This window comes from Streptomyces sp. NPDC057280, from assembly GCF_042668605.1.
Lineage (GTDB): Bacteria > Actinomycetota > Actinomycetes > Streptomycetales > Streptomycetaceae > Streptomyces.
On record NZ_JBHUYR010000004.1, the window covers coordinates 712,667 to 731,952 of the forward strand.

Annotated in this window: 18 protein-coding genes; 8 read left to right on the forward strand and 10 right to left on the reverse strand. The window is 70.8% G+C overall.

Annotated elements, in window-relative coordinates:
* The first annotated feature begins 30 nt into the window (after positions 1–30).
* Complete coding sequence (locus ACFUO4_RS27075) at positions 31–387, forward strand: YciI family protein (RefSeq protein WP_383489816.1); 357 nt, start codon at positions 31–33, stop codon at positions 385–387.
* A complete protein-coding gene (locus tag ACFUO4_RS27080) occupies positions 384–1,550 on the forward strand; it encodes an RNA polymerase sigma factor (RefSeq protein ID WP_383489467.1) in 1,167 nt (388 codons plus the stop codon). Before ACFUO4_RS27075 ends, ACFUO4_RS27080 begins: the two co-directional genes overlap by 4 nt.
* A 50-nt stretch (positions 1,551–1,600) precedes the next feature.
* Here ACFUO4_RS27080 and urtE read toward each other — a convergent pair whose 3' ends face one another.
* The 6 genes from urtE to ACFUO4_RS27110 all read right to left on the reverse strand — a co-directional run bounded on the left by urtE (position 1,601) and on the right by ACFUO4_RS27110 (position 7,675).
* On the reverse strand, positions 1,601–2,293 hold the full coding sequence (gene urtE / locus ACFUO4_RS27085; RefSeq protein ID WP_079310292.1) for an urea ABC transporter ATP-binding subunit UrtE: 693 nt from the start codon (positions 2,291–2,293) through the stop codon (positions 1,601–1,603).
* Entirely contained in the window at positions 2,293–3,045 is a 753-nt protein-coding gene (gene urtD, locus ACFUO4_RS27090) for an urea ABC transporter ATP-binding protein UrtD (protein WP_383489471.1), read from the reverse strand. Before urtD ends, urtE begins: the two co-directional genes overlap by 1 nt.
* Complete coding sequence (gene urtC, locus ACFUO4_RS27095; protein ID WP_383489474.1) at positions 3,042–4,130, reverse strand: urea ABC transporter permease subunit UrtC; 1,089 nt, start codon at positions 4,128–4,130, stop codon at positions 3,042–3,044. The genes urtD and urtC overlap by 4 nt, the downstream gene beginning before the upstream one ends.
* The gene (gene urtB / locus ACFUO4_RS27100) at positions 4,127–5,023 is read right to left on the reverse strand and encodes an urea ABC transporter permease subunit UrtB (RefSeq protein WP_097260091.1); all 897 of its coding nucleotides are present in this window, start codon (positions 5,021–5,023) and stop codon (positions 4,127–4,129) included. Before urtB ends, urtC begins: the two co-directional genes overlap by 4 nt.
* Positions 5,024–5,086: 63 nt before the next feature.
* A complete protein-coding gene (urtA, locus tag ACFUO4_RS27105; RefSeq protein ID WP_383489477.1) occupies positions 5,087–6,355 on the reverse strand; it encodes an urea ABC transporter substrate-binding protein in 1,269 nt (422 codons plus the stop codon).
* Between the two features lie 207 nt (positions 6,356–6,562).
* The gene (locus tag ACFUO4_RS27110; RefSeq protein WP_079310288.1) at positions 6,563–7,675 is read right to left on the reverse strand and encodes a substrate-binding domain-containing protein; all 1,113 of its coding nucleotides are present in this window, start codon (positions 7,673–7,675) and stop codon (positions 6,563–6,565) included.
* Between the two features lie 78 nt (positions 7,676–7,753).
* Here ACFUO4_RS27110 and ACFUO4_RS27115 point away from each other — a divergent pair, with 78 nt between their 5' ends.
* The 4 genes from ACFUO4_RS27115 (at position 7,754) to ACFUO4_RS27130 (ending at position 13,810) form a co-directional block, all read left to right on the forward strand.
* A complete protein-coding gene (locus tag ACFUO4_RS27115; RefSeq protein WP_383489480.1) occupies positions 7,754–8,191 on the forward strand; it encodes a MarR family winged helix-turn-helix transcriptional regulator in 438 nt (145 codons plus the stop codon).
* 122 nt (positions 8,192–8,313) lie between these two features.
* Entirely contained in the window at positions 8,314–9,639 is a 1,326-nt protein-coding gene (locus tag ACFUO4_RS27120; protein WP_383489483.1) for an aldehyde dehydrogenase family protein, read from the forward strand.
* Positions 9,640–10,463: 824 nt separating this feature from the next.
* Positions 10,464–12,848: a phosphoketolase gene (locus ACFUO4_RS27125; RefSeq protein WP_383489486.1), complete on the forward strand. Its 2,385-nt coding sequence runs from the start codon at positions 10,464–10,466 to the stop codon at positions 12,846–12,848.
* Positions 12,849–12,916: 68 nt separating this feature from the next.
* Positions 12,917–13,810, forward strand: coding sequence for an aldo/keto reductase (locus ACFUO4_RS27130; protein WP_383489489.1), 894 nt, complete (start codon positions 12,917–12,919; stop codon positions 13,808–13,810).
* Here ACFUO4_RS27130 and sph read toward each other — a convergent pair whose 3' ends face one another.
* A complete protein-coding gene (gene sph, locus ACFUO4_RS27135) occupies positions 13,811–14,785 on the reverse strand; it encodes a sphingomyelin phosphodiesterase (protein ID WP_383489492.1) in 975 nt (324 codons plus the stop codon).
* A gap of 109 nt (positions 14,786–14,894) precedes the next feature.
* The gene (locus tag ACFUO4_RS27140) at positions 14,895–15,353 is read right to left on the reverse strand and encodes a pyridoxamine 5'-phosphate oxidase family protein (RefSeq protein ID WP_383489495.1); all 459 of its coding nucleotides are present in this window, start codon (positions 15,351–15,353) and stop codon (positions 14,895–14,897) included.
* Between the two features lie 337 nt (positions 15,354–15,690).
* Between ACFUO4_RS27140 and ACFUO4_RS27145 the strand changes: the two genes are divergently transcribed.
* Both ACFUO4_RS27145 and ACFUO4_RS27150 read left to right on the forward strand, forming a co-directional pair.
* Positions 15,691–16,086 carry a VOC family protein gene (locus ACFUO4_RS27145; RefSeq protein WP_383489498.1) on the forward strand — a complete coding sequence of 132 codons (396 nt, stop codon included), beginning with the start codon at positions 15,691–15,693 and terminating at the stop codon, positions 16,084–16,086.
* Between the two features lie 83 nt (positions 16,087–16,169).
* Complete coding sequence (locus tag ACFUO4_RS27150) at positions 16,170–17,234, forward strand: adenosine deaminase (protein WP_383489501.1); 1,065 nt, start codon at positions 16,170–16,172, stop codon at positions 17,232–17,234.
* On the opposite strand, the gene ACFUO4_RS27155 is transcribed toward ACFUO4_RS27150, so the two are convergent.
* Positions 17,222–17,731, reverse strand: a complete 510-nt coding sequence (locus tag ACFUO4_RS27155; RefSeq protein WP_383489504.1) for a DinB family protein — start codon at positions 17,729–17,731, stop codon at positions 17,222–17,224. The two genes, ACFUO4_RS27150 and ACFUO4_RS27155, sit on opposite strands and share 13 nt — an antisense overlap.
* Before the next feature lie 28 nt (positions 17,732–17,759).
* Positions 17,760–19,247 carry a carotenoid oxygenase family protein gene (locus ACFUO4_RS27160; RefSeq protein ID WP_383489507.1) on the reverse strand — a complete coding sequence of 496 codons (1,488 nt, stop codon included), beginning with the start codon at positions 19,245–19,247 and terminating at the stop codon, positions 17,760–17,762.
* Positions 19,248–19,286 lie beyond the last annotated feature (39 nt).

Consider the following 19,286-nt stretch of genomic DNA (forward strand, 5'->3'; position numbering starts at 1 on the left):
AGAGAACGACACGACGCCAAGGAGGACGTCATGCAGTACTACCTGCTCAGCGTGATCACCCCGACCGACGGGACGCCGCCCGGACCCGAGGCCATGGCGGAGATCGTCCGCAACCTCGACACCTTCCACGACGAGCTGCGCGCGGCGGACGCCTGGGTCTTCGCGGGCGGGCTGCACGGTCCCGAGACGGCCACCGTGCTGCGCCCCAGCGACGGCGACGTCCTGATCACCGACGGGCCGTACGCCGAGGGCAAGGAGTACCTCGGCGGCATCTGCCTGATCAAGGCCCCGGACCTGGACGCGGCCCTGGAGTGGGGGAAGAAGGCGACCTGGGCCACCACGCTGCCCATCGAGGTGCGCCCGTTCATGCACCAGGCGGAGGAGTGACATCGCGGCCCGTCGACGTCGAGGCCGTCTTCCGCGCGGAGTACGGCCGCGCCGTCGCCGTCCTCGTCCGCTTCCTCGGCGACATCGACCTCGCCGAGGAAGCGGTCCAGGACGCCTTCACCACGGCCGTGCAGCGCTGGCCGGAGAGCGGCGTACCGCCGAGCCCGGCCGGCTGGATCATCACCACCGCCCGCAACCGGGCGATCGACCGGCTGCGCCGCGAATCCTCCCGCGAGGCCCGGCACGCCGAGGCCGCTCTGCTGCACACCCCCGACGCACCGGCCGAGGAGGGCCCCGTGCGCGACGACCGGCTCCGACTGATCTTCACCTGCTGCCACCCCGCGCTCGCCCCGCAGGCCCAGGTCGCCCTGACCCTGCGCCTCCTCGGCGGACTCACCACCCCGCAGATCGCCCGCGCCTTCCTGGTGCCCGAGCCGACCATGGCCCAGCGCCTGGTCCGCGCCAAGGCGAAGATCCGCGACGCCCGCATCCCGTACCGGGTGCCGCGGGACGCCGACCTCCCGGACCGGCTCAAGGGGGTTCTCGCCGTCGTCTACCTGATCTTCAACGAGGGCTCGCCCGACCTGTGCGCGGAGGCGATCCGCCTGGGCCGGCTGCTGACCGAGCTGATGCCGGACGAGCCCGAGGCCACCGGCCTGCTCGCGTTGATGCTGCTGGTCGAGTCCCGCAGGGCGGCCCGGGAGGACGCCGACGGGGTCCTCGTTCCCCTGCCCGAGCAGGACCGCGACCACTGGGACCGCGCCCTCGTGACCGAGGGGCACGCTCTCGTACGGCGGTGTCTGCGCCGCAACCAGCCGGGGCCGTACCAGATCCAGGCCGCCATCCAGGCCGTCCACAGCGACGCACCGCCCACGGACTGGGGGCAGATCCTCCAGCTGTACGACCAGTTGACGGCGCTGGCCCCCGGTCCGGTCGTGGCGTTGAACCGGGCGGTCGCCGTGGCCGAGGTCGAGGGCCCGGAACCGGCCCTCGACCTCGTCGACGCCCTCACCCTCGACCGCTACCACGTCCTGCACGCGGTCCGCGCCGACCTGCTGCGCCGGCTGGGCCGGGACGCGGAGGCCCGACAGGAGTACGAGACCGCCATCGCCCTGAGCCGCAGTCCGGCCGAGCGCGCCTACCTGGAACGCTTCACACGCTGACCGCGCCTACGTGGAGCGCTTCCACGCTGAGCGCACCTTCTTGGAACGCTTCACACGCTGAGCGCCTCGCGCACCGCGCCCTCCGATTCCTTGCCGCCCTCGCCGGAGGAGGTCACCCGGCCCGCCTCCAGCACGTAGTAGCGCCCGGCGGCCCGCATCGCGAAGCCGACGTGCTGCTCGACCAGCAGCACCGACAGCCCGCCCCGAGCCGCGAGGGCGAGGATCGTCTCCTCGATCTCGGCGACCACCGACGGCTGGATACCCTCGGTCGGTTCGTCGAGAAGGAGGATCCGAGGTTCCGTCACCAGGGCGCGGGCGATGGCGAGTTGCTGCCGCTGGCCGCCCGAGAGCAGCCCGGCGCGACGGTTCGACAGCGCCCTGAGGGCGGGGAAGAGGTCCAGCGCCTCCGCCACCGCCGCCCTGCCGCGCTTACGGCCGTCGGCGACGAGCTGGAGGTTCTCGGCGGTGGTGAGATGCGGGAACGACTGCTGGCCCTGGGGGACGTACGCCATCCCGCGTGCGACCCGCTCGTGCGGCTTGCGGCGGGTGATGTCCTCCCCGTCCAGCCGGATCGTCCCGCTGACCGGCGCGAGCAGGCCCACGGCCGCACGCAGCAGCGTGCTCTTTCCCGCGCCGTTGTGGCCCAGCACGGCCGCCACGCCGTCCTTCGGGACGGTCACCGACACCCCGTGCAGGACCGTGCTGCGGTGGTAGCCGACCCGGACGTCGTCGATCTCGAGCATCACGCCTCCTGAACCACGGCGGTGTCCTCCACGCGCCCGAGGTACACCTCCTGCACCTTCGGGTCCGCCTGCACCTGTGCCACCGTCCCCTCGCTGAGCACCTTGCCGGCGTGCAGCACGCTGACACTGCGCGCGAAGGACCGCATGAAGTCCATGTCGTGCTCGATGACGACGACCGTGCGCTCCTCGCTGATGCGCTGCAACAGCTCGCCGGTCGCCTGCCGTTCGTCGTGGCTCATACCGGCCACCGGCTCGTCGAGCAGCAGCAGCTTCACGTCCTGCACCAGCAGCATGCCGATCTCCAGCCACTGCTTCTGCCCGTGGGCGAGGGTGCCGGCGGGGGAGTCGGCGAGGTCGGTGAGACCGACCGTCTCCATGGCCTGTGCGACCGCTTCCGGGACGTCCCTGCGGCGCCGCAGCATGGTCCACATGCTCCGGCCCGCGCCCGCCGCGATGTCCAGGTTCTGAAGGACCGTCAACTCCTCGAAGACGGTGGCGGTCTGGAAGGTCCGCCCGATGCCGGACCGGGCGATCCGGTGCACCGGCCGCCCGAGCAGCTCCGCGCCGCCGAACCTCGCCGAGCCTTCGGCCTTCACCAGCCCCGTGACCGCGTCGACGAGGGTCGTCTTGCCCGCGCCGTTCGGCCCGATCAGGAACCGCAGGTCGCCCGGGGCGACGTCGAGGTCCACCCCGTCGACGGCGGTGAACCCGTCGAAGGTGACCCGCAGCCCGCGTATCTCCAGCTCGCTCATGCCGCTTCTCCCAACGGGACGGGGGCCGTCTTCTGCGCGGGGGATGCCTTGCGCCGCCGTACGAGCACCGCGAGCGAGGCCAGCCCGCCCGGCAGGAAGGCCAGCGCCACGATGAACAGCAGCCCCTGGAAGTACGTCCAGGCCGCCGGGAACTCCTCCGACAGCGCGGTCTTGGCCCAGGCGACCGCGATCGCGCCCAGCACCGCGCCGACCAGGCTGGCCCGGCCGCCCACCGCCGCGCCGATGACGAACTCGATGGACGGGACGATGCCGATCAGCGCGGGCGAGATGATGCCGACCGCCGGCACGAACAGCGCGCCCGCCAGCCCCGCCATGCCGGCGGCGACCACGTACGCGACGAGCTTGACGTTCGCCGGGTCGTAGCCGAGGAAGCGCACCCGCTCCTCCGAGTCCCGTACGGCGACCAGGAGTTCGCCGTAGCGGCTGTTGATGAGCTGCCGGGCGATCGCCATGAGCAGCAGCAGGGCCGCGGCGATGACGAAGTACACGAGCCGCTGGTTGACGGGGTCGTCGAGGGAGTAGCCGAAGAAGCCCTGGATGTCGGTGAGTCCGTTGGTGCCGCCGGTCGTGGCCTGCTGGCCGACCAGCCAGATGGCCAGTGCGGCGGCGAGGGCCTGGCTGAGGATCGCGAAGTAGGCGCCCTTGACCCGGCGCCGGAAGATGAACAGGCCGAGCAGCGCGGCGACGGCCATCGGCAGCAGCACGGTGGCGGCGAGCGAGAACAGCGGGTTCTCGAACGGCTTCCACCACCAGGGGAGTTCGGTGGCCGTGCCGTACAGCTGCATGAAGTCGGGCAGGTTGCCGGGCCCGGCGTCGGCGATCTTCAGGTGCATGGCCATGGCGTAGCCGCCGAGCCCGAAGAACACGCCCTGCCCCAGCGTCAGAAGTCCGCCGCGGCCCCAGGCCAGACAGATGCCGACCGCGACCATGGCCGTGCACAGGTACTTGGCGAGCAGCCCGAGCCGGAAGTCCGACAGCGCGAGCGGGGCGATCGCGAAGAGGACGACCGCGGCACCGGCGAACCCCGCCCACGCCCGTGCCGAGCGGCCTTTGAGGACGTTCATACGAGACTCCTCGTGCGCAGCGTGTACAGCCCCTGGGGCCGCCACTGGAGGAACGCGACGATCGCGACGAGCACCAGCACCTTGGCGACGCTGACGGTCGTGGAGTACTCCAGGACCGACTGGAGCACACCCAGTACGAAGGCCACGATGACCGTGCCCTTGAGCTGTCCGATGCCGCCGACCACGATCACCAGGAAGGCGTCGATGATGACGTTGGTGCCCATCGTCGGCCCGATCGGCCCGACCAGCGTCAGCGCGACCCCGGCGACGCCCGCGAGCCCGGAGCCGAGGAAGAACGCCGTACGGTCCACGGTCGAGGTCGAGATGCCGGACACCTCGGCGAGGTCCCGGTTCTGCACCACGGCCCGGATGCGCCGCCCCAGCGGCGTCAGGCGCAGCGTCAGCGACAGCGCGACGACCGCCGCGACCGCCAACCCCAGGATGAACAGGCGGCTGTTGGCGAAGGTGAGCGGGTCGTCGCCGCCGATGACGGTGATGTTGCCGGTCAGCCAGTCCGGCGCGCGGGTCTGCACATTCGGGGCGCCGAAAATGTCCCGGGCGAGTTGCTGGAGCATCAACGAGACACCCCAGGTGACGAGAAGAGTGTCGAGTGGCCGCAGATACAGGCGGCGAATCAGCAGCCATTCCAGCAACGCGCCGAGCGCGCCCGAGACGAGAAATGCGACGGGAAGCGCGACCAGCAGCGAAATTCCCGCACTCGAAATGGACTTCTGCAGGACGTACGTCGTGTAGGCGCCCGCCATGATGAACTCGCCGTGGGCCATGTTGATGACGTTCATCTGGCCGAAGGTGAGCGAGAGACCGAGCGCGATGAGCAGCAGGACGGCACCGATGCTGATGCCGGTGAAGGTCTGACCGAGGATCACGGTCATGAGGCGGCTCCGGAGGACGGCCGCCGCGGGGCCCCTGAGGACCCCGCGGGGGATGACGGTCGGTCAGGACAGGCCGGAGGCCCAGGAGTAGCCCTTGAGGAACGGGTCCGGCTTGACCGGCTTGCCGGAGTTCCAGACCTCCTTGATCTGGCCGTCGCTGCCGATCTCGCCGATGCGGGCGGTCTTGTAGACGTGCTGCGTGGCGCCGTCGACGGTGACCGTTCCCTCGGGGGCGTCGAAGGTGATGCCGTCGGAGGCGGCCTTCACCTTCTCCGGGTCGAAGGACTTTGCCTTCTCGACCATGGCCTTCCACAGGTAGACGGAGGTGTAGGCGGCCTCCATCGGGTCACTGGTCGGCTTGTCCTGGCCGTACTTGGCCTTGTACGCCTTCACGAACTTCGTGTTCGCGGCGCCCGCGGTGGTCTGGTAGTAGTTCCATGCCGTCAACTGGCCCGCCAGGTACTGCGTCCCGATCGACTTGACCTCCTCCTCGGCGATCGACACCGAGACGACCGGCATCGACTTGGCGGTCAGGCCGGCCGACTTGTACTCCTTGAAGAAGGCCACGTTGGAGTCGCCGTTGAGGGTGTTGAAGACGGCGTCCGCCTTCGACGCCTTCACCTTGTTGGCGATCGTGGAGAACTCCGTGGAGCCCAGCGGCGCGTAGTCCTCACCGAGGATCGTCATGCCGTTGGCCTTGGCGTACGCCTTGATCTCCTTGTTGGCGGTGCGCGGGAAGACGTAGTCGCTGCCGACCAGGTACAGCTTCTTCAGGCCCTTGCCCTTGAGGTAGTCGAGGGCCGGGACGATCTGCTGGTTGGTGGTGGCGCCGGTGTAGAAGATGTACGGCGACTGCTCCAGTCCCTCGTACTGCACCGGGTAGAACAGCAGCGACTTGTTCTTCTCGAAGACCGGCTTGACGGCCTTGCGGCTGGCGGAGGTCCAGCAGCCGAAGGTGGCCGCGACCCCGTCCTCCTTGATGAGCTTCTGCGCCTTCTCGGCGAACGTCGGCCAGTCGGAGGCGCCGTCCTCGCTGATCGGCTTGATCTTCTTGCCGAGGACGCCACCGGAGGCGTTGATCTCGTCGATGGCGAGCTTCAGCGAGTCGCGGACGGTCACCTCGCTGATCGCCATCGTGCCGGACAGCGAGTTGAGCAGACCGACCTTGACGGTGTCTCCGCTGACGTCGATCTTCGCCGCCTTGTCGGACGACGAGCCGGCCGCGTCGGTTTTGGCGCCGCACGCGGAGAGCGTCACGACCGCCGTGAGGGCGGCGCCGACGGCGAGGAAGCCACGGCGGGGAACACGGGAACTGCCGGAACCGCTGGACAAACCAACCCCCTAGGGTGAACGGCCTGCTGAAGTGCGGTCCACAGACTCAAGTCCCCCTGTTTCCGGGGTGTTTCGCTCGACTTTCCCGGAGGCAACAAAAAACGCCCCGGACAGTGTGTGATCTGCATTTGGAAACAGAAATCACAATTCGCCCGAGGCATTCTAATTACTTTCTGTGGGAAGTATCTTGGCGCCGCCGGGTACGTGTCAAGGGCGGGTGCCGTGCGGATCGAGCTCCGTGAGGACGTCGAAGTCCAGCCCGTCCGCGCGCGCCAGATAGATCCGCTGCCGCACATGCCGGTCCCGCAGATGCATCAGGCCGCGCGGGCCTTCGTACGACACCGTCCCGGCCGCCGCCCCGATCGCCGTCACGTCGAGCGTCCCGGCCCGCTTGAGCAGCGCGGCGAGCAACAGCACGCCCTCGTAACAGGATTCGCCGAGACTGCCGAGCGCGGGCGCCTCGATCCCGTACCGGTCGGCGTACTGGCCGTGGAGGTCGAGAGTGTCCTGATTGGCGAGCGAGGCGAAGAAGCCCGCGGTGCTGTAGAGGTCCTCCGTGGCCGAAGGGCCGCTCGCCATCAGCATGTTCTCGTCCATGAGTGTGCTCAGCCGCAGACAGCGCGCGGGCAACCCGTAGGCGGCGAACGCCCGGTTGAAGCGCACGGCGTCACTGCCGACGAGCAGCATCAGCACCCCGTCCGCGTCCGAGCGCTCGATGCGCCGCAGGACAGGTTCGAAGTCATGGGTGCCGAGCGGGAGATAGACCTCGCCGCCGATCACGCCGCCGGACTCGCGGGCGTACCCGTGCGCCGCCCGTGCCGTACGCCGCGGCCACACATAGTCGTTGCCGACGACGAACCAGCGGCGCACCCCGCGCTCGTGCGCCAACAGGCCCATGGCGGGACGCAGTTGGTCGCGCGGTGTCTCGCTCGTCAGGAACACGCCGGCGGTGTGCTCGCCGCCCTCGTACAGGGCGGTGTAGACGTACGGCACCCGATGGGCGATCCTCGGCGCCAGCGCCTGCCGCACCGAGGAGATGTGCCAGCCCGTGACCCCCTGCACCACCCCCAGGTCGACCAGCGCCTCGACATGGTCGGCGATCTCCCGCGGCGAGGCACCCCCGTCGACCGGCAGCAGCCTCAGCTCCCGCCCGAGGACCCCGCCCGCCCGGTTGACCTCCTCGGCCGCCAGCTGCGCGCACAACTCGCAGGTCGGCCCGAAGATCCCGGCCGGACCCTGCAACGGGAAGACCAGGGCTACGCCGAGCACGGAGGCGTCGGCGGTGAACCAGTCGGGGGCGGGCGGACGGGGCCGGAACATGACGTCATGATTTCGGGTCCGCCCGGTGAACTCCAGCCTGTCTCATACGATGTACGCACCCCGTGACCTAGGAGCGCGATGCCCCCCTCATCACCGCGTCAGCCCCGAGACCTGGTGCAGCTTCTGACCCGGGCCGAGCGGCTGGCGGCGCGACGCCTCCAGGCGGTGCTGGACGAGGAGGGTTGCTCGCTCGACGCCTGGCGGGTGCTCGGGCTGCTCTCCGACGGGCAGGGGCACCACATGACGGCGCTGGCCGAGGCCGCCTTCCTGCCGGCGCCGACGCTGACCAAGCTCGTGGACCACCTCGTCGACCAGAACCTCGTCCACCGCCGGGTGGACCCGTTGGACCGGCGGCGCATCCTGGCCCACCTCACCCCGCGCGGCCAGGAGTACTGGCGGCGCGTCGACCGCGCGGTCCGCGCCGACTGGCCCGCGCTGAGCGACGGGGACGAGGAGCTGTTGCGGGGTCTGCTGGAGCGGCTGGCGGGGACGCTCGACGCGACCAGCCGCGTGTGATCGGGTCGTAGCCCAAAGTTATGTACGTGGTACGGGAATGCATTCCGGTGTAAAAAAGGTTGGCATTTGCATCTAACCGTCGAGGCCGTGCCCAGCGGCCCGCGCAGCACCAGTGAGGCACCGTGAACCAGCAGCCGACCCCCGAGCAGCCCGCCGACGTCGTGGCCCGACTGCGCGCGGCCTTCCGCACCGGCCGCACCAAGCCCCTCGCCTGGCGCACCACACAGCTGCGCCGCCTGCGGGAGCTGCTCACGGAACGCGGCGCGGAACTGGCCGCCGCCCTCCACGCCGACCTGGGCAAGAGCTCCACCGAGGCCTACCGCACCGAGATCGACTTCACGATCCGCGAGATCGACCACACCCTCGACCACCTGGAGGAGTGGCTGCGCCCCGAGTCCGCGCCGGTTCCGGCGCACCTCGGCGCCGACGCGACCGCCTGGACGCAGTACGACCCGCTCGGCGTCGTCCTCGTCATCGCGCCCTGGAACTACCCGGCCCAGCTGCTGCTCGCGCCGGTCGTGGGAGCCCTGGCCGCGGGCAACGCAGTGGTCGTCAAGCCGAGCGAGCTGGCTCCCGCCACCTCGGCCGCGCTCGCCCGGCTGCTGCCCGAGTTCCTCGACACCGAGACCTTCGCGGTCGTCGAGGGTGGCGTCCCGGAGACGACGGCCCTGCTCGCCGAGCGGTTCGACCACATCTTCTACACGGGCAACGGCACCGTCGGCCGCATCGTCATGCGCGCCGCCGCCGAACACCTCACCCCGGTCACCCTCGAACTCGGCGGCAAGTCCCCGGCGTTCGTCGACCCCGACGCGGACCTCGCCGTCGTCGCCGACCGCCTCGCCCGCGGCAAGTTCCTCAACGCGGGCCAGACCTGTGTGGCCCCCGACTACGTCCTGACCGACCCGGAGACGGCGGCGGCCCTGGAGCCCCTGCTGACGAAGGCGGTCCAGGCGGTGTACGGCACCGACGCGTCCGCCTCCGGCGAGTACGGCCGGATCATCAACGAACGCCACTTCGACCGGCTCACCGGGCTGCTCGACTCGGGCCGCGTGGTCGTGGGCGGCGACACCGACCGCGCCCAGAAGTACATCGCCCCGACCGTCCTCGCGGACGTCGACCCCGCGTCGCCCGTCATGCAGGAGGAGATCTTCGGCCCGATCCTCCCGATCGTCACCGTGCCGGACCTCGACGGCGCGATCGACTTCATCAACGACCGCGACAAACCGCTCGCCCTGTACGTCTTCGCCGAGTCCGAGGACACCCGCGCCCGCATCGCCGCCGAAACCTCCTCCGGCGGCCTCGGCTACGGCCTCCCCCTCGCCCACCTCACCGTCTCCGACCTCCCCTTCGGCGGCGTCGGCGCGAGCGGCATGGGCAACTACCACGGCCGCTACTCGATCGAGACGTTCAGCCACCGCAAGGCAATCCTGAACAAGCCGCTGGGCTGAGACGGAGGGGGAGTGCGGGCTGTCGGGGTGGGGCGCGGGTGTGGGCCGCTGGGCTGGGGCGGGAGTGCGGGTGCGGGCCGTCGGGGCGGGGCGGGGCGCGGGCGCGGGTGCGGGCCGTCGGGCTGAGACGGTGAGGGGGTGCGGGCCGTCGGGCTGAGACGGTGAGGGGGTGAGGGCCGTCGGGCTGAGACGGTGAGGCGGTGTGGGCCGTCGGGCTGAGACGGTGGGGCGGTGTGGGCCGTCGGGGCGTGGCGGGAGCGCGGGTGTTGGCCGCTGGGCTGCGGCGGGGCGCGGGTGCGGGTGCGGGTTGTCGGGCTGAGACGGTGAGGCGGGTGCGGGCGTCGTGCCGGTCTGGTTTCGCCGCGGTCTGGTCCGAACTCGGTCTGGTTTCGCCCCGGTTTGGTCCGACCTCGGTCTGGTTTCGCCCCGGTCTGTTCCGGCCCCGGTCTGGTTTCGCCCCAGTCTGTTCCGGCCCCAGTCCGGTCCCACCCCGGTCCGATCCCACCCCGGTCCGCTCCGACCCCTTCTGGCCTCACCTGTCCCGTCCCGACTGCCGCTGGAGTCACCCCGTCCCGGCCTGACTGCCGCCTGGCCTCGCCCCGTCCCGGCCTCACCGTGGCCTGTCGTCACCCGGTCAGGCCACGTCATCACCGGCCGCGCGCAGCGCCCACGGCGTCCGCTTGCCTCCCGGGTGGACCCGTCGGCCCGTCTTCATGTAGCCCGGTCGGCCCTGTCGGGTACCCGGCGCGGCGGGACAGGGTGGATCCGGACATCGCCACCCGCACGCGCCCGCCGTACCCCGACACCGACCGGAAGGGGAATCCATGTCCGCCGCCACCCGGCAGCAGCCCGGCGTACTCACGGATGAGGAGCTGACCTCCCTGGACGCCCACTGGCGCGCGGCGAACTACCTCGCCGTCGGCCAGATCTACCTCATGGCCAACCCCCTGCTGACCGAGCCGCTGCGCCCGGAGCACGTCAAGCCGCGACTCCTCGGTCACTGGGGCACGTCACCCGGCCTCAACCTCGTCCACACCCACCTCAACCGGGTGATCAAGGCCCGCGATCTGGACGCCCTGTGCATCTGGGGTCCCGGACACGGCGGCCCCGCCGTCCTCGCCAACGCCTGGCTGGAGGGCTCCTACAGCGAGACGTACCCCGACGTCACCCGGGACGCGCAGGGCATGGCCCGGCTGTTCAAGCAGTTCTCGTTCCCCGGCGGCGTCCCCAGCCACGTCGCCCCCGAGACGCCCGGCTCGATCCACGAGGGCGGCGAACTCGGCTACTCCCTCTCGCACGCCTACGGCGCCGCACTCGACAACCCCGACCTGCTCGTCGCCTGCGTCATCGGCGACGGCGAGGCCGAGACGGGCCCGCTGGCCGCGTCCTGGCACTCCAACAAGTTCCTCGACCCCGTCCACGACGGCGCCGTCCTGCCGATCCTCCACCTCAACGGCTACAAGATCGCCAACCCGACCGTCCTCGCCCGCATCCCCGAGGACGAACTCGACGCCCTGCTCAGGGGATACGGCCACGACCCGCTCCACGTCACCGGCGACGACCCGGCCACCGTCCATCGCGCCATGGCCGAGGCCCTCGACACCGCACTCGACCGCATCGCCGCGATCCAGCACGCCGCCCGCGAGCAGGACGCCGCCGAACGCCCCCGCTGGCCGGTGATCGTGCTGCGCACCCCGAAGGGCTGGACCGGCCCCGCCGAGGTCGACGGCCTGCCCGTCGCCGGCACCTGGCGTTCCCACCAGGTCCCGCTGTCCGCCGTGCGCGACAACCCAGAACACCTCAGGGAGTTGGAGACCTGGCTGCGTTCCTACCGCCCGGAGGAACTCTTCGACGACCAGGGCCGCCCGCACCCCCATCTCCTCACCCACGTCCCCGACGGACCGCACCGGCTCGGCGCCACCCCGCACGCCAACGGAGGCCTCCTCCTGCGGTCGTTGCCCCTGCCGCCCCTGGACCGGTTCGCCGTGTCCGTCGACAAACCCGGCGCCACTCTCCACGAACCCACCCGCGTCCTGGGTGAGTTGCTCGAGCACGTCATGCAAGCCACTTCCGACCGCCGAGACTTCCGACTGGTCGGCCCCGACGAGACCGCCTCCAACCGCCTCCAGGCCGTCTACGCCGCCAGCGGCAAGGCCTGGCAGGCCGGCACCCTCGACGTCGACGAACACCTCGACCGGCACGGCCGGGTGATGGAGATCCTCTCCGAACACACCTGCCAGGGTTGGCTGGAGGGCTACCTTCTCACCGGCCGGCACGGACTGTTCTCCTGCTACGAGGCCTTCGTCCACATCGTCGACTCGATGGTCAACCAGCACATCAAATGGCTGCGCGTGACCCGCCGACTGCCCTGGCGCGCCCCCATCGCCTCCCTCAACTACCTGCTCACCTCGCACGTCTGGCGCCAGGACCACAACGGCTTCTCCCACCAGGACCCCGGCTTCGTCGACCACATCCTCAACAAGAGCCCCGAGGCGGTCCGCGTCTACCTGCCGCCGGACGCCAACACCCTGCTCTCCGTCGCCGACCACGTGCTGCGCAGCCGCGACTACGTCAACGTCGTCGTCGCCGGCAAACAGCCCTGCTACGACTGGCTGTCCATGGACCAGGCCCGTCTCCACTGCGCCCGCGGACTCGGCGCCTGGGACTGGGCGGGCACCGAGGACGGCACCCGCGAACCCGACGTGGTGCTGGCCTGCGCGGGCGACGTCCCCACCCAAGAGGTGCTGGCCGCCGCCCAGTTGCTCCGCCGTCACCTTCCCGACCTCGCCGTGCGTGTCGTGAACGTCGTCGACATCGCCCGGCTGCTGCCGGGCGAGGAACACCCGCACGGGATGAGCGACTTCGAGTACGACGGCCTCTTCACCCGGGACAAGCCGGTGATCTTCGCCTACCACGGCTACCCCTGGCTGATCCACCGCCTCGCCTACCGCCGCACCGGCCACGCCCAGTTGCACGTCCGCGGCTACAAGGAGATCGGCACCACGACGACCCCCTTCGACATGGTCGTCCGCAACGACCTCGACCGCTACCGCCTCGTCATGGACGTCATCGACCGTGTCCCCGGCCTCGCCGTCCGCGCCACCGCCGTACGCCAGGAGATGGAGGACACCCGGCTGCGCCACCACGACTGGATCCGCGAGCACGGCACGGATCTGCCGGAGGTGGCGGACTGGTCCTGGGACGGCTGACCCGAGCGGCTGACCCATGAGTCGGCAAAGGGTTCGTCCACCCGCGAACCCTGTGTGACACTCCGCTGATGACCTCCGAAACGATCACCGCGGACGCCGCGGGCACCTGGAAACTCGGCGACCTGCCCGTCAACCGCCTCGGCTACGGCGCGATGCGGGTGACGGGCAGCGCCGCCTTCCACCACGGCACACCGAGCGACCGGCGCCAGGCGATCACCGTGCTGCGCAGGGCGATCGAGCTCGGCGTCAACCACATCGACACCGCCGCCTTCTACTTCTCCGCCCTGCGCTCCGCCAACGAACTCATCAACACCGCGCTCGCGCCGTACGCCGACGACCTCGCCATCGCCACCAAGGTCGGCCCCTTCCGTGACTGGACGGGGGAGTGGGGCACCTCCGCCCGCCCCGAGGACCTGCGCGGCCATGTCGAGGAGAACCTGCGGCAGTTGGGCCGCGACCACCTCGACCTGGTCTACCTGCGCCGCATGGGCCAGGACTCCGTCGCCGAGCATTTCGGCGCCCTGGCCGCACTGCGCGAGGCCGGCCTGATCCGCCACCTCGGCCTCTCCGCCGTCAAACCCCACCATCTCGCCGAGGCCCAGGCCATCGCTCCCGTGGTCAGCGTGCAGAACCGCTATGCCCTGGACCACCCCGACGAACTGCTGCGCATCTGCGGTGAACAGGGCATCGCCTACGTCCCGTTCTACGCGGTGGCCGGTGACGCCGGCGAGCACGGTGCCACCGCGGACCACGACGCCGAAGTGCTCGCCGTCGCGCGGGCGCACGGTGCGAGCCCCGCCCAGATCCGTATCGCCTGGACCTTGCACCAGGGCCCGCACCTCCTCGCCATCCCCGGCACCGGCAACCCCGACCACCTGACCGAGAACGTGGCGGCGGCCGCCATCCGCCTCACCGAGGACGAGCTGTCCCGCCTCAACTCCTTGCACACACAGGGAGACTGATCAGCCCCCGTACCCGACCACGGGATAGTGGTCGGACAGGTTCGTGTAGGTGTAGTCGGTGCCCCAGCTTGACACCGTCCAAGGCGCCGACGCCTCCTTGACGACCTCGTTCTTCCAGACCGGCGGCCGGACATGACCCGTGCGGTACAGGACGTAGTCCAGATCCTCGCGCGGGTCGTCCGGATAGCGGTCGTGGGCGATGGAGTTGTCCTGGGTGTCGAAGGAGTACGGGTGCCCGGTGCGGGCGTCGGCGCCCACCAGGCCGCCGTCCGCCAGCATCGAGGCGTACTCGGGCGAGCGCGAGTCGACGTTCATGTCACCGGTGACCAGGACCTGTTCGCCCGCGGGGATGTTCTTGGCGTCGAGGAAGGCGTCGATCGCCTTGAACTGCCGGCTCCGCATGGCAGCAGCCTCGCCCGCGTCGCAGCCGGGGTCGGTCGACTGGGCGTGCGTGCCGACGACGTGCACCTTGCTGCCGTTGACGTTCAACACCACGTACGCGAAGCCCTTGTTCGACCACCAGTCCGCACCGCACGCGTCCTTGTAGACGTACTGCTCCTTGCGCAGGACCGGCCACTTGCTGAGCACAGTGACCCCGCCGTCCTCCGGCGTCGTCGCCGAGTAGGCACCGCCGGTGGCGTCCCAGCCGTCCTTCGTCCGCCCGACGACCGGCGTCTGGTACGGGTACTCGCCCGCGGCGGCTCTCTTCAGCGCGTCCGACGAGGAGTTGTCGAACGCCTCCTGGAGCACCACGACGTCGTTCCCGTGGAAGAAGCCCGCCTTGGCGATCTCGGCGGCACGGTGGTCCTGGCCCCAGTTCGGGTAGAGGGCCTTGCTGAAAAGAAACGTGTTGTACGTCAACACCCGTACGGGCGGGGTCGGTTCGGCGGCCGTCGCGGGGGGTGCGGCGGTGGCCGCGAGGGCGGCTGCGAGTGCGGTCGCGCCCAGGGTGCGGCGCGGTGCGAAGGTCGTCACTGGATCTCCCTGAGGGTGAAGGGGGTTGAGTGGCGCCGCACATCCAACCACCGGGGATTACTCTCAGGTAACTCCCGTGCGCACACGAAATGTCGAACGGCGGTATGCCTCACACGACCCAGTCGCCGTCCCGCATGAGATATCGGCCCCGCATCTCGTGCACACCGTTGCGCGCCTGCACCGTGCGCGGACGCACCCGGAACCAGACGTACGGCAGGCTGTCCGTCCGTGGATCCCAGCCGGTCTTCGCCAGGAACCCCTCCGCGGCGGCCGAGGGCACGGTGTCCGACGCGAACATCTCCACCTCACCGTCGACGAGCACGACGTCCTGCGTGTCCCCGAGCGCCAGCCGGGCCCGCCCGGCATTCCGCAGATTGCGGCCGGTCGGTGTCTTCAGCCGCGTCGCCAGCCACAGCGCCTCGCCGTCCCACAGGAACCAGAGGGGGACCAGGCAGGGCACCCCGTCGGCGTCCGCCGTGGCCACCCAGACGTCCATCTCCCGCTCCAGCCGGGCGAGAGCGTCCTGCTTGCGCTGTGCGGGGTCGCGGGGCTGCTTGTCGATCTTCATGTCGGGGACGCTAACGGGTTCCACGGCACCCCGCATCGGTCGGCGGTCGTAGGGCCACGGTCCGACCGGGCCCCGCCCCGCCGGCTATACCGCTCAGCCCCCACCGGCCGACCCGGGCGCCGCCCGCCGCCCACGCCCTTCAGTTCCGCCTCGCCCGTGACACCTTCGGCCCGCTCCGCCGGTGACGCCCTCCAGCCCCGCTCCGCCGACCCCCACCGGCGACGCCCTTCGACCCCCGCCGGGAACCCGGACTCGCACCCGCCTAGGGAACCGGACTGGCGTCCGCGAAGTTTTACGTATAACCTCTCCGGCTAATCCCGCGCCCCGAAAGGCCACGATGAGACGCATCGCCCTGGTCACCCTCGTCGTCGACGATTACGACGAGGCGATCCGCTTCTACACCGAGGCCCTCGGCTTCCGGCTCGTCGAGGACACCCCGCGTCCCGACGGCTCCCGGTGGGTCGTCGTGGAGCCCGGCACGGAAACGGGCGGCGGCACCGGTCTGCTGCTCGCCCGAGCCAAGGACGACGCCCAGCGTGCCCGCCTCGGCGACCAGACCGGCGGGCGCGTCGGCTTCTTCCTGCACACCGACGACTTCGCCCGCGATCACGCCCGGATGCTGGCCGCCGGCGTGACCTTCCTGGAGGAGCCCCGCCACGAGTCCTACGGCTCGGTCGCCGTCTTCCAGGACCTGTACGGCAACCGCTGGGACCTCCTCCAGCCCGCCGCCTGACACCGCCTGACACCCTCCCGCCCCACCCGGCCGCCTGCCCCTCCGCCCGTCGTTCCACCCACGCTCCCCAGGAAAGACCCGCCATGACTGCTACGCGCGTAGACGCCGATGTGATCCGCCGCCTCCCCAAGGCCGTCCTCCACGACCACCTCGACGGCGGCCTGCGCCCCGCCACCGTGATCGAGCTCGCGGCGGAGGCCGGCCACACCCTGCCCACCACCGACCCCGACGAGCTCGCCGCCTGGTACTACGAGGCCGCGAACTCCGGTGACCTGGTCCGCTACATCGCCACCTTCGAGCACACCCTCGCCGTGATGCAGACCCGCGAGGGCCTGCTGCGCACCGCCGAGGAGTACGTCCTCGACCTGGCCGCGGACGGCGTGGTGTACGGCGAGGTCCGCTACGCCCCCGAACTGAACACCCGGGGCGGGCTCGCCATGAGCGAGGTCGTGGAGACCGTCCAGGAGGGCCTCGCCGCCGGTATGACCAAGGCGGCCGCCGCTGGGACACCGGTCCGCGTCGGCACCCTGCTCTGCGGCATGCGGATGTTCGACCGCGTCGCCGAGGCGGCCGACCTCGCCGTCGCCTTCCGCGACGCCGGCGTCGTCGGCTTCGACATCGCCGGCGCCGAGGACGGCTTCCCGCCCGCCGACCACCTCGCCGCCTTCGAGCACCTGCGCCGCGAGAGCGTGCCGTTCACCATCCACGCCGGTGAGGCCCACGGCCTGCCCAGCATCCACCAGGCCGTCCAGGTGTGCGGCGCCCAGCGCATCGGCCACGGCGTCCGCCTCACCGAGGACATCGTCGACGGCAAGCTCGGCCGCCTGGCGAGCTGGGTGCGGGACCGCCGGATCGCCCTGGAGATGTGCCCGACCTCCAACCTCCAGACCGGTGCCGCCACGTCGATCGCCGAGCACCCGATCACGGCCCTGAAGGACCTGGGCTTCCGCGTCACGCTCAACACCGACAACCGGCTGGTGTCGGGCACGACCATGACCCGCGAGATGACCCTGCTGGTCGAGCAGGCGGGCTGGACGGTCGAGGACCTGCGCACGGTCACGGTCAACGCCCTCAAGAGCGCCTTCATCCCGTTCGACGAGCGCAGGGCCCTCATCGAGGACGTCGTCCTGCCGGGCTACGCGCTCTGACGCAGTCCGCGGAGGTAGGCGGCCTGTCCGACGTGCTGGAGATCGTCGGACAGGACGCTGACCAGCCGTACGCCGAGCGTGACCGGCGGATCCCAGCGCGTGTCCACGATCCGCTCCAGGTCCGCCGCGGTCACCCCGCGCAGGGCCTCCAGGCTCTGCGCGTGGACGGCGTCGTAGTAGCCGGTGAGCAGCTCGGCGGAGTCGACCCGCACCTTCGCGACCTGCGCGGAGGTGTGGCCGTACCCGTGGTCGCGGGGCGGCAGGTCGAGGCCGAACCGCTTCTCCCAGTCCTGGGTCAGCCACACCTGGTCGAGCCCGAAGGCGTCGGCCACGTGGTCGTCCTGGACGCGGGTGAGGTGCCAGACGAGCCAGGTGACGGAGTTGGCGTCGGGGGTCGGGCGATGGTTGAGGTCGTCGGGGGTCAGGCCCTCGACGGCGGCGTGGACTTCTTCCTGGATACGGCTGAAACCGTCGATGAGGATGTCCTTTGCATGCATGCCCTCCACCATCGCGCACCCGGGCGCCTCACGCGTCCGGAATCCAGCTCCCGTGGAAACCGAGCGGCACCCGCCCGGGCAGATGGATGCGGGCCACCGGCTCACCGGTGAAGTCCTGGGCGGCGAGGATCACCAGGTCGGACGCCCCGCGATCGGGGTTGTGGACGTAGGCGATCGCGTACCCGTCGTCCTCGGCGCTGCTGTGCTCGCGCGGCACGAACACGGCCTCGCTCGCCGCCGCGCCGCGCGGCAGCCGGTGCACCTGGGTGGTGCCGCGCAGCAGGTCCTGCTTGATGAGCGCGTTGCTGAACGCCCGGTCGGGCGGGTTGCCGTCGACCGTCATATAGGCCTGCGCCATCTCGGCGGACGCCGCCGAGTAGCCGTAACGGTGCCGGCGGGACACCAACGCCTCGTTGACGCGCGGGAATTCCTGCGGCCGGTCGTCGAGGGTGCGGGTCCGTACCCGGCCGTGGCGCAGGTCGATCGTCCAGCGGTCGAGCCGGGGTGTGCTCGCCCCGTAGGGGCCGCCCGAGCCGTTGCCGGCGACGAAGAACGGCGCGTCGAAGTTCGTCATGTCGACGACGATCTCCGACCCCTCCTCGTAGGCATTGAGGGTGTGCGAGTAGTAGACCGGGTCGACCTCGAACCAGCGCACCGTGCCGCCCTTGCGCGGCAGCACTCCCACCCGCGCCGGGTGCTTGTCGTTCCAGACGTACGGGACGATGTCGCCGCGCTCTGCGCCCGCCGGGTCGAAGGTGACCGGCATGTCGAGGATGATCACGTGGTGCTCGGTGAGGGCGAAGTCGTGGATCATCGGCGCGTCCGCGACCGGGATCCTGGTCGTACGCGACACCCGGCCCGTCGGGTCGATGACCAGGTGCCGTACGTGGTCCCAGGTCGGGTAGTAGGCGATGGCGTGCAGTTCACCGGCGTGGACGTCGAACTTGGTGTGCGCGGTGAGCGGCCCCTTCAGGGTGCCCCGGAAGTCGTACGTCCCCACGGTGTTGAGCTCGTCGTCGAGTTCGTACGGCAGCGGGCCGCTCTCCTGGAGCGTGAGGATGCGTCCCCGGTACGGGATCACATGGGTGTTGCAGGGGAAGTCGTCCGGCGGCACCGGGCCCGGGTAGGGCTCGCCCAGCTTCTTCGCCACCTGGGAGGAGCGCACCCAGCGGTTGCGGTACCACTCGGCACGGCCGTCGCGCAGCCGGACGCCGTGCACCATGCCGTCGCCGAGCATCCAGTGGTGGGCGCGCGGGTCCTCGAGTCCCAGGACGTTGGGGCCGTTGCGCAGATAGCGGCCGTTCAGCTCGCGCGGAATGCGTCCGGTCACCGGCAGGTCGAAGGCCGTGAGTTCCTCCGTGACCGGCTTGAACGCGCCTTCCAGGAAGGGAAATCGGTGCGTCTTCGGCGTCTGGGGCGCGGCGACCGCCGCCCTTGCCCCCGCCCCGGCCAGTCCCCCCGCCGCCGCGACGGCCGCCGCCCCGCGCAGTACCGTCCGTCGTGTGTGGTCCGTCATCTCCCGTACTCCTGACCGCAGTTGTCGTGAGTGGATGCT

Excerpts from the sequence above, each read along its gene's own strand:
- ACFUO4_RS27075 (WP_383489816.1), top strand. The coding sequence starts at position 31 with ATGCAGTACTACCTGCTCAGCGTGATCACCCCGACCGACGGGACGCCG.
- urtE (WP_079310292.1), bottom strand. The coding sequence starts at position 2,293 with ATGCTCGAGATCGACGACGTCCGGGTCGGCTACCACCGCAGCACGGTC.
- urtD (WP_383489471.1), bottom strand. The coding sequence starts at position 3,045 with ATGAGCGAGCTGGAGATACGCGGGCTGCGGGTCACCTTCGACGGGTTC.
- urtC (WP_383489474.1), bottom strand. The coding sequence starts at position 4,130 with ATGAACGTCCTCAAAGGCCGCTCGGCACGGGCGTGGGCGGGGTTCGCC.
- urtB (WP_097260091.1), bottom strand. The coding sequence starts at position 5,023 with ATGACCGTGATCCTCGGTCAGACCTTCACCGGCATCAGCATCGGTGCC.
- ACFUO4_RS27110 (WP_079310288.1), bottom strand. The coding sequence starts at position 7,675 with ATGTTCCGGCCCCGTCCGCCCGCCCCCGACTGGTTCACCGCCGACGCC.
- ACFUO4_RS27115 (WP_383489480.1), top strand. The coding sequence starts at position 7,754 with ATGCCCCCCTCATCACCGCGTCAGCCCCGAGACCTGGTGCAGCTTCTG.
- ACFUO4_RS27125 (WP_383489486.1), top strand. The coding sequence starts at position 10,464 with ATGTCCGCCGCCACCCGGCAGCAGCCCGGCGTACTCACGGATGAGGAG.
- ACFUO4_RS27130 (WP_383489489.1), top strand. The coding sequence starts at position 12,917 with ATGACCTCCGAAACGATCACCGCGGACGCCGCGGGCACCTGGAAACTC.
- ACFUO4_RS27140 (WP_383489495.1), bottom strand. The coding sequence starts at position 15,353 with ATGAAGATCGACAAGCAGCCCCGCGACCCCGCACAGCGCAAGCAGGAC.
- ACFUO4_RS27145 (WP_383489498.1), top strand. The coding sequence starts at position 15,691 with ATGAGACGCATCGCCCTGGTCACCCTCGTCGTCGACGATTACGACGAG.
- ACFUO4_RS27150 (WP_383489501.1), top strand. The coding sequence starts at position 16,170 with ATGACTGCTACGCGCGTAGACGCCGATGTGATCCGCCGCCTCCCCAAG.
- ACFUO4_RS27155 (WP_383489504.1), bottom strand. The coding sequence starts at position 17,731 with ATGCATGCAAAGGACATCCTCATCGACGGTTTCAGCCGTATCCAGGAA.
- ACFUO4_RS27160 (WP_383489507.1), bottom strand. The coding sequence starts at position 19,247 with ATGACGGACCACACACGACGGACGGTACTGCGCGGGGCGGCGGCCGTC.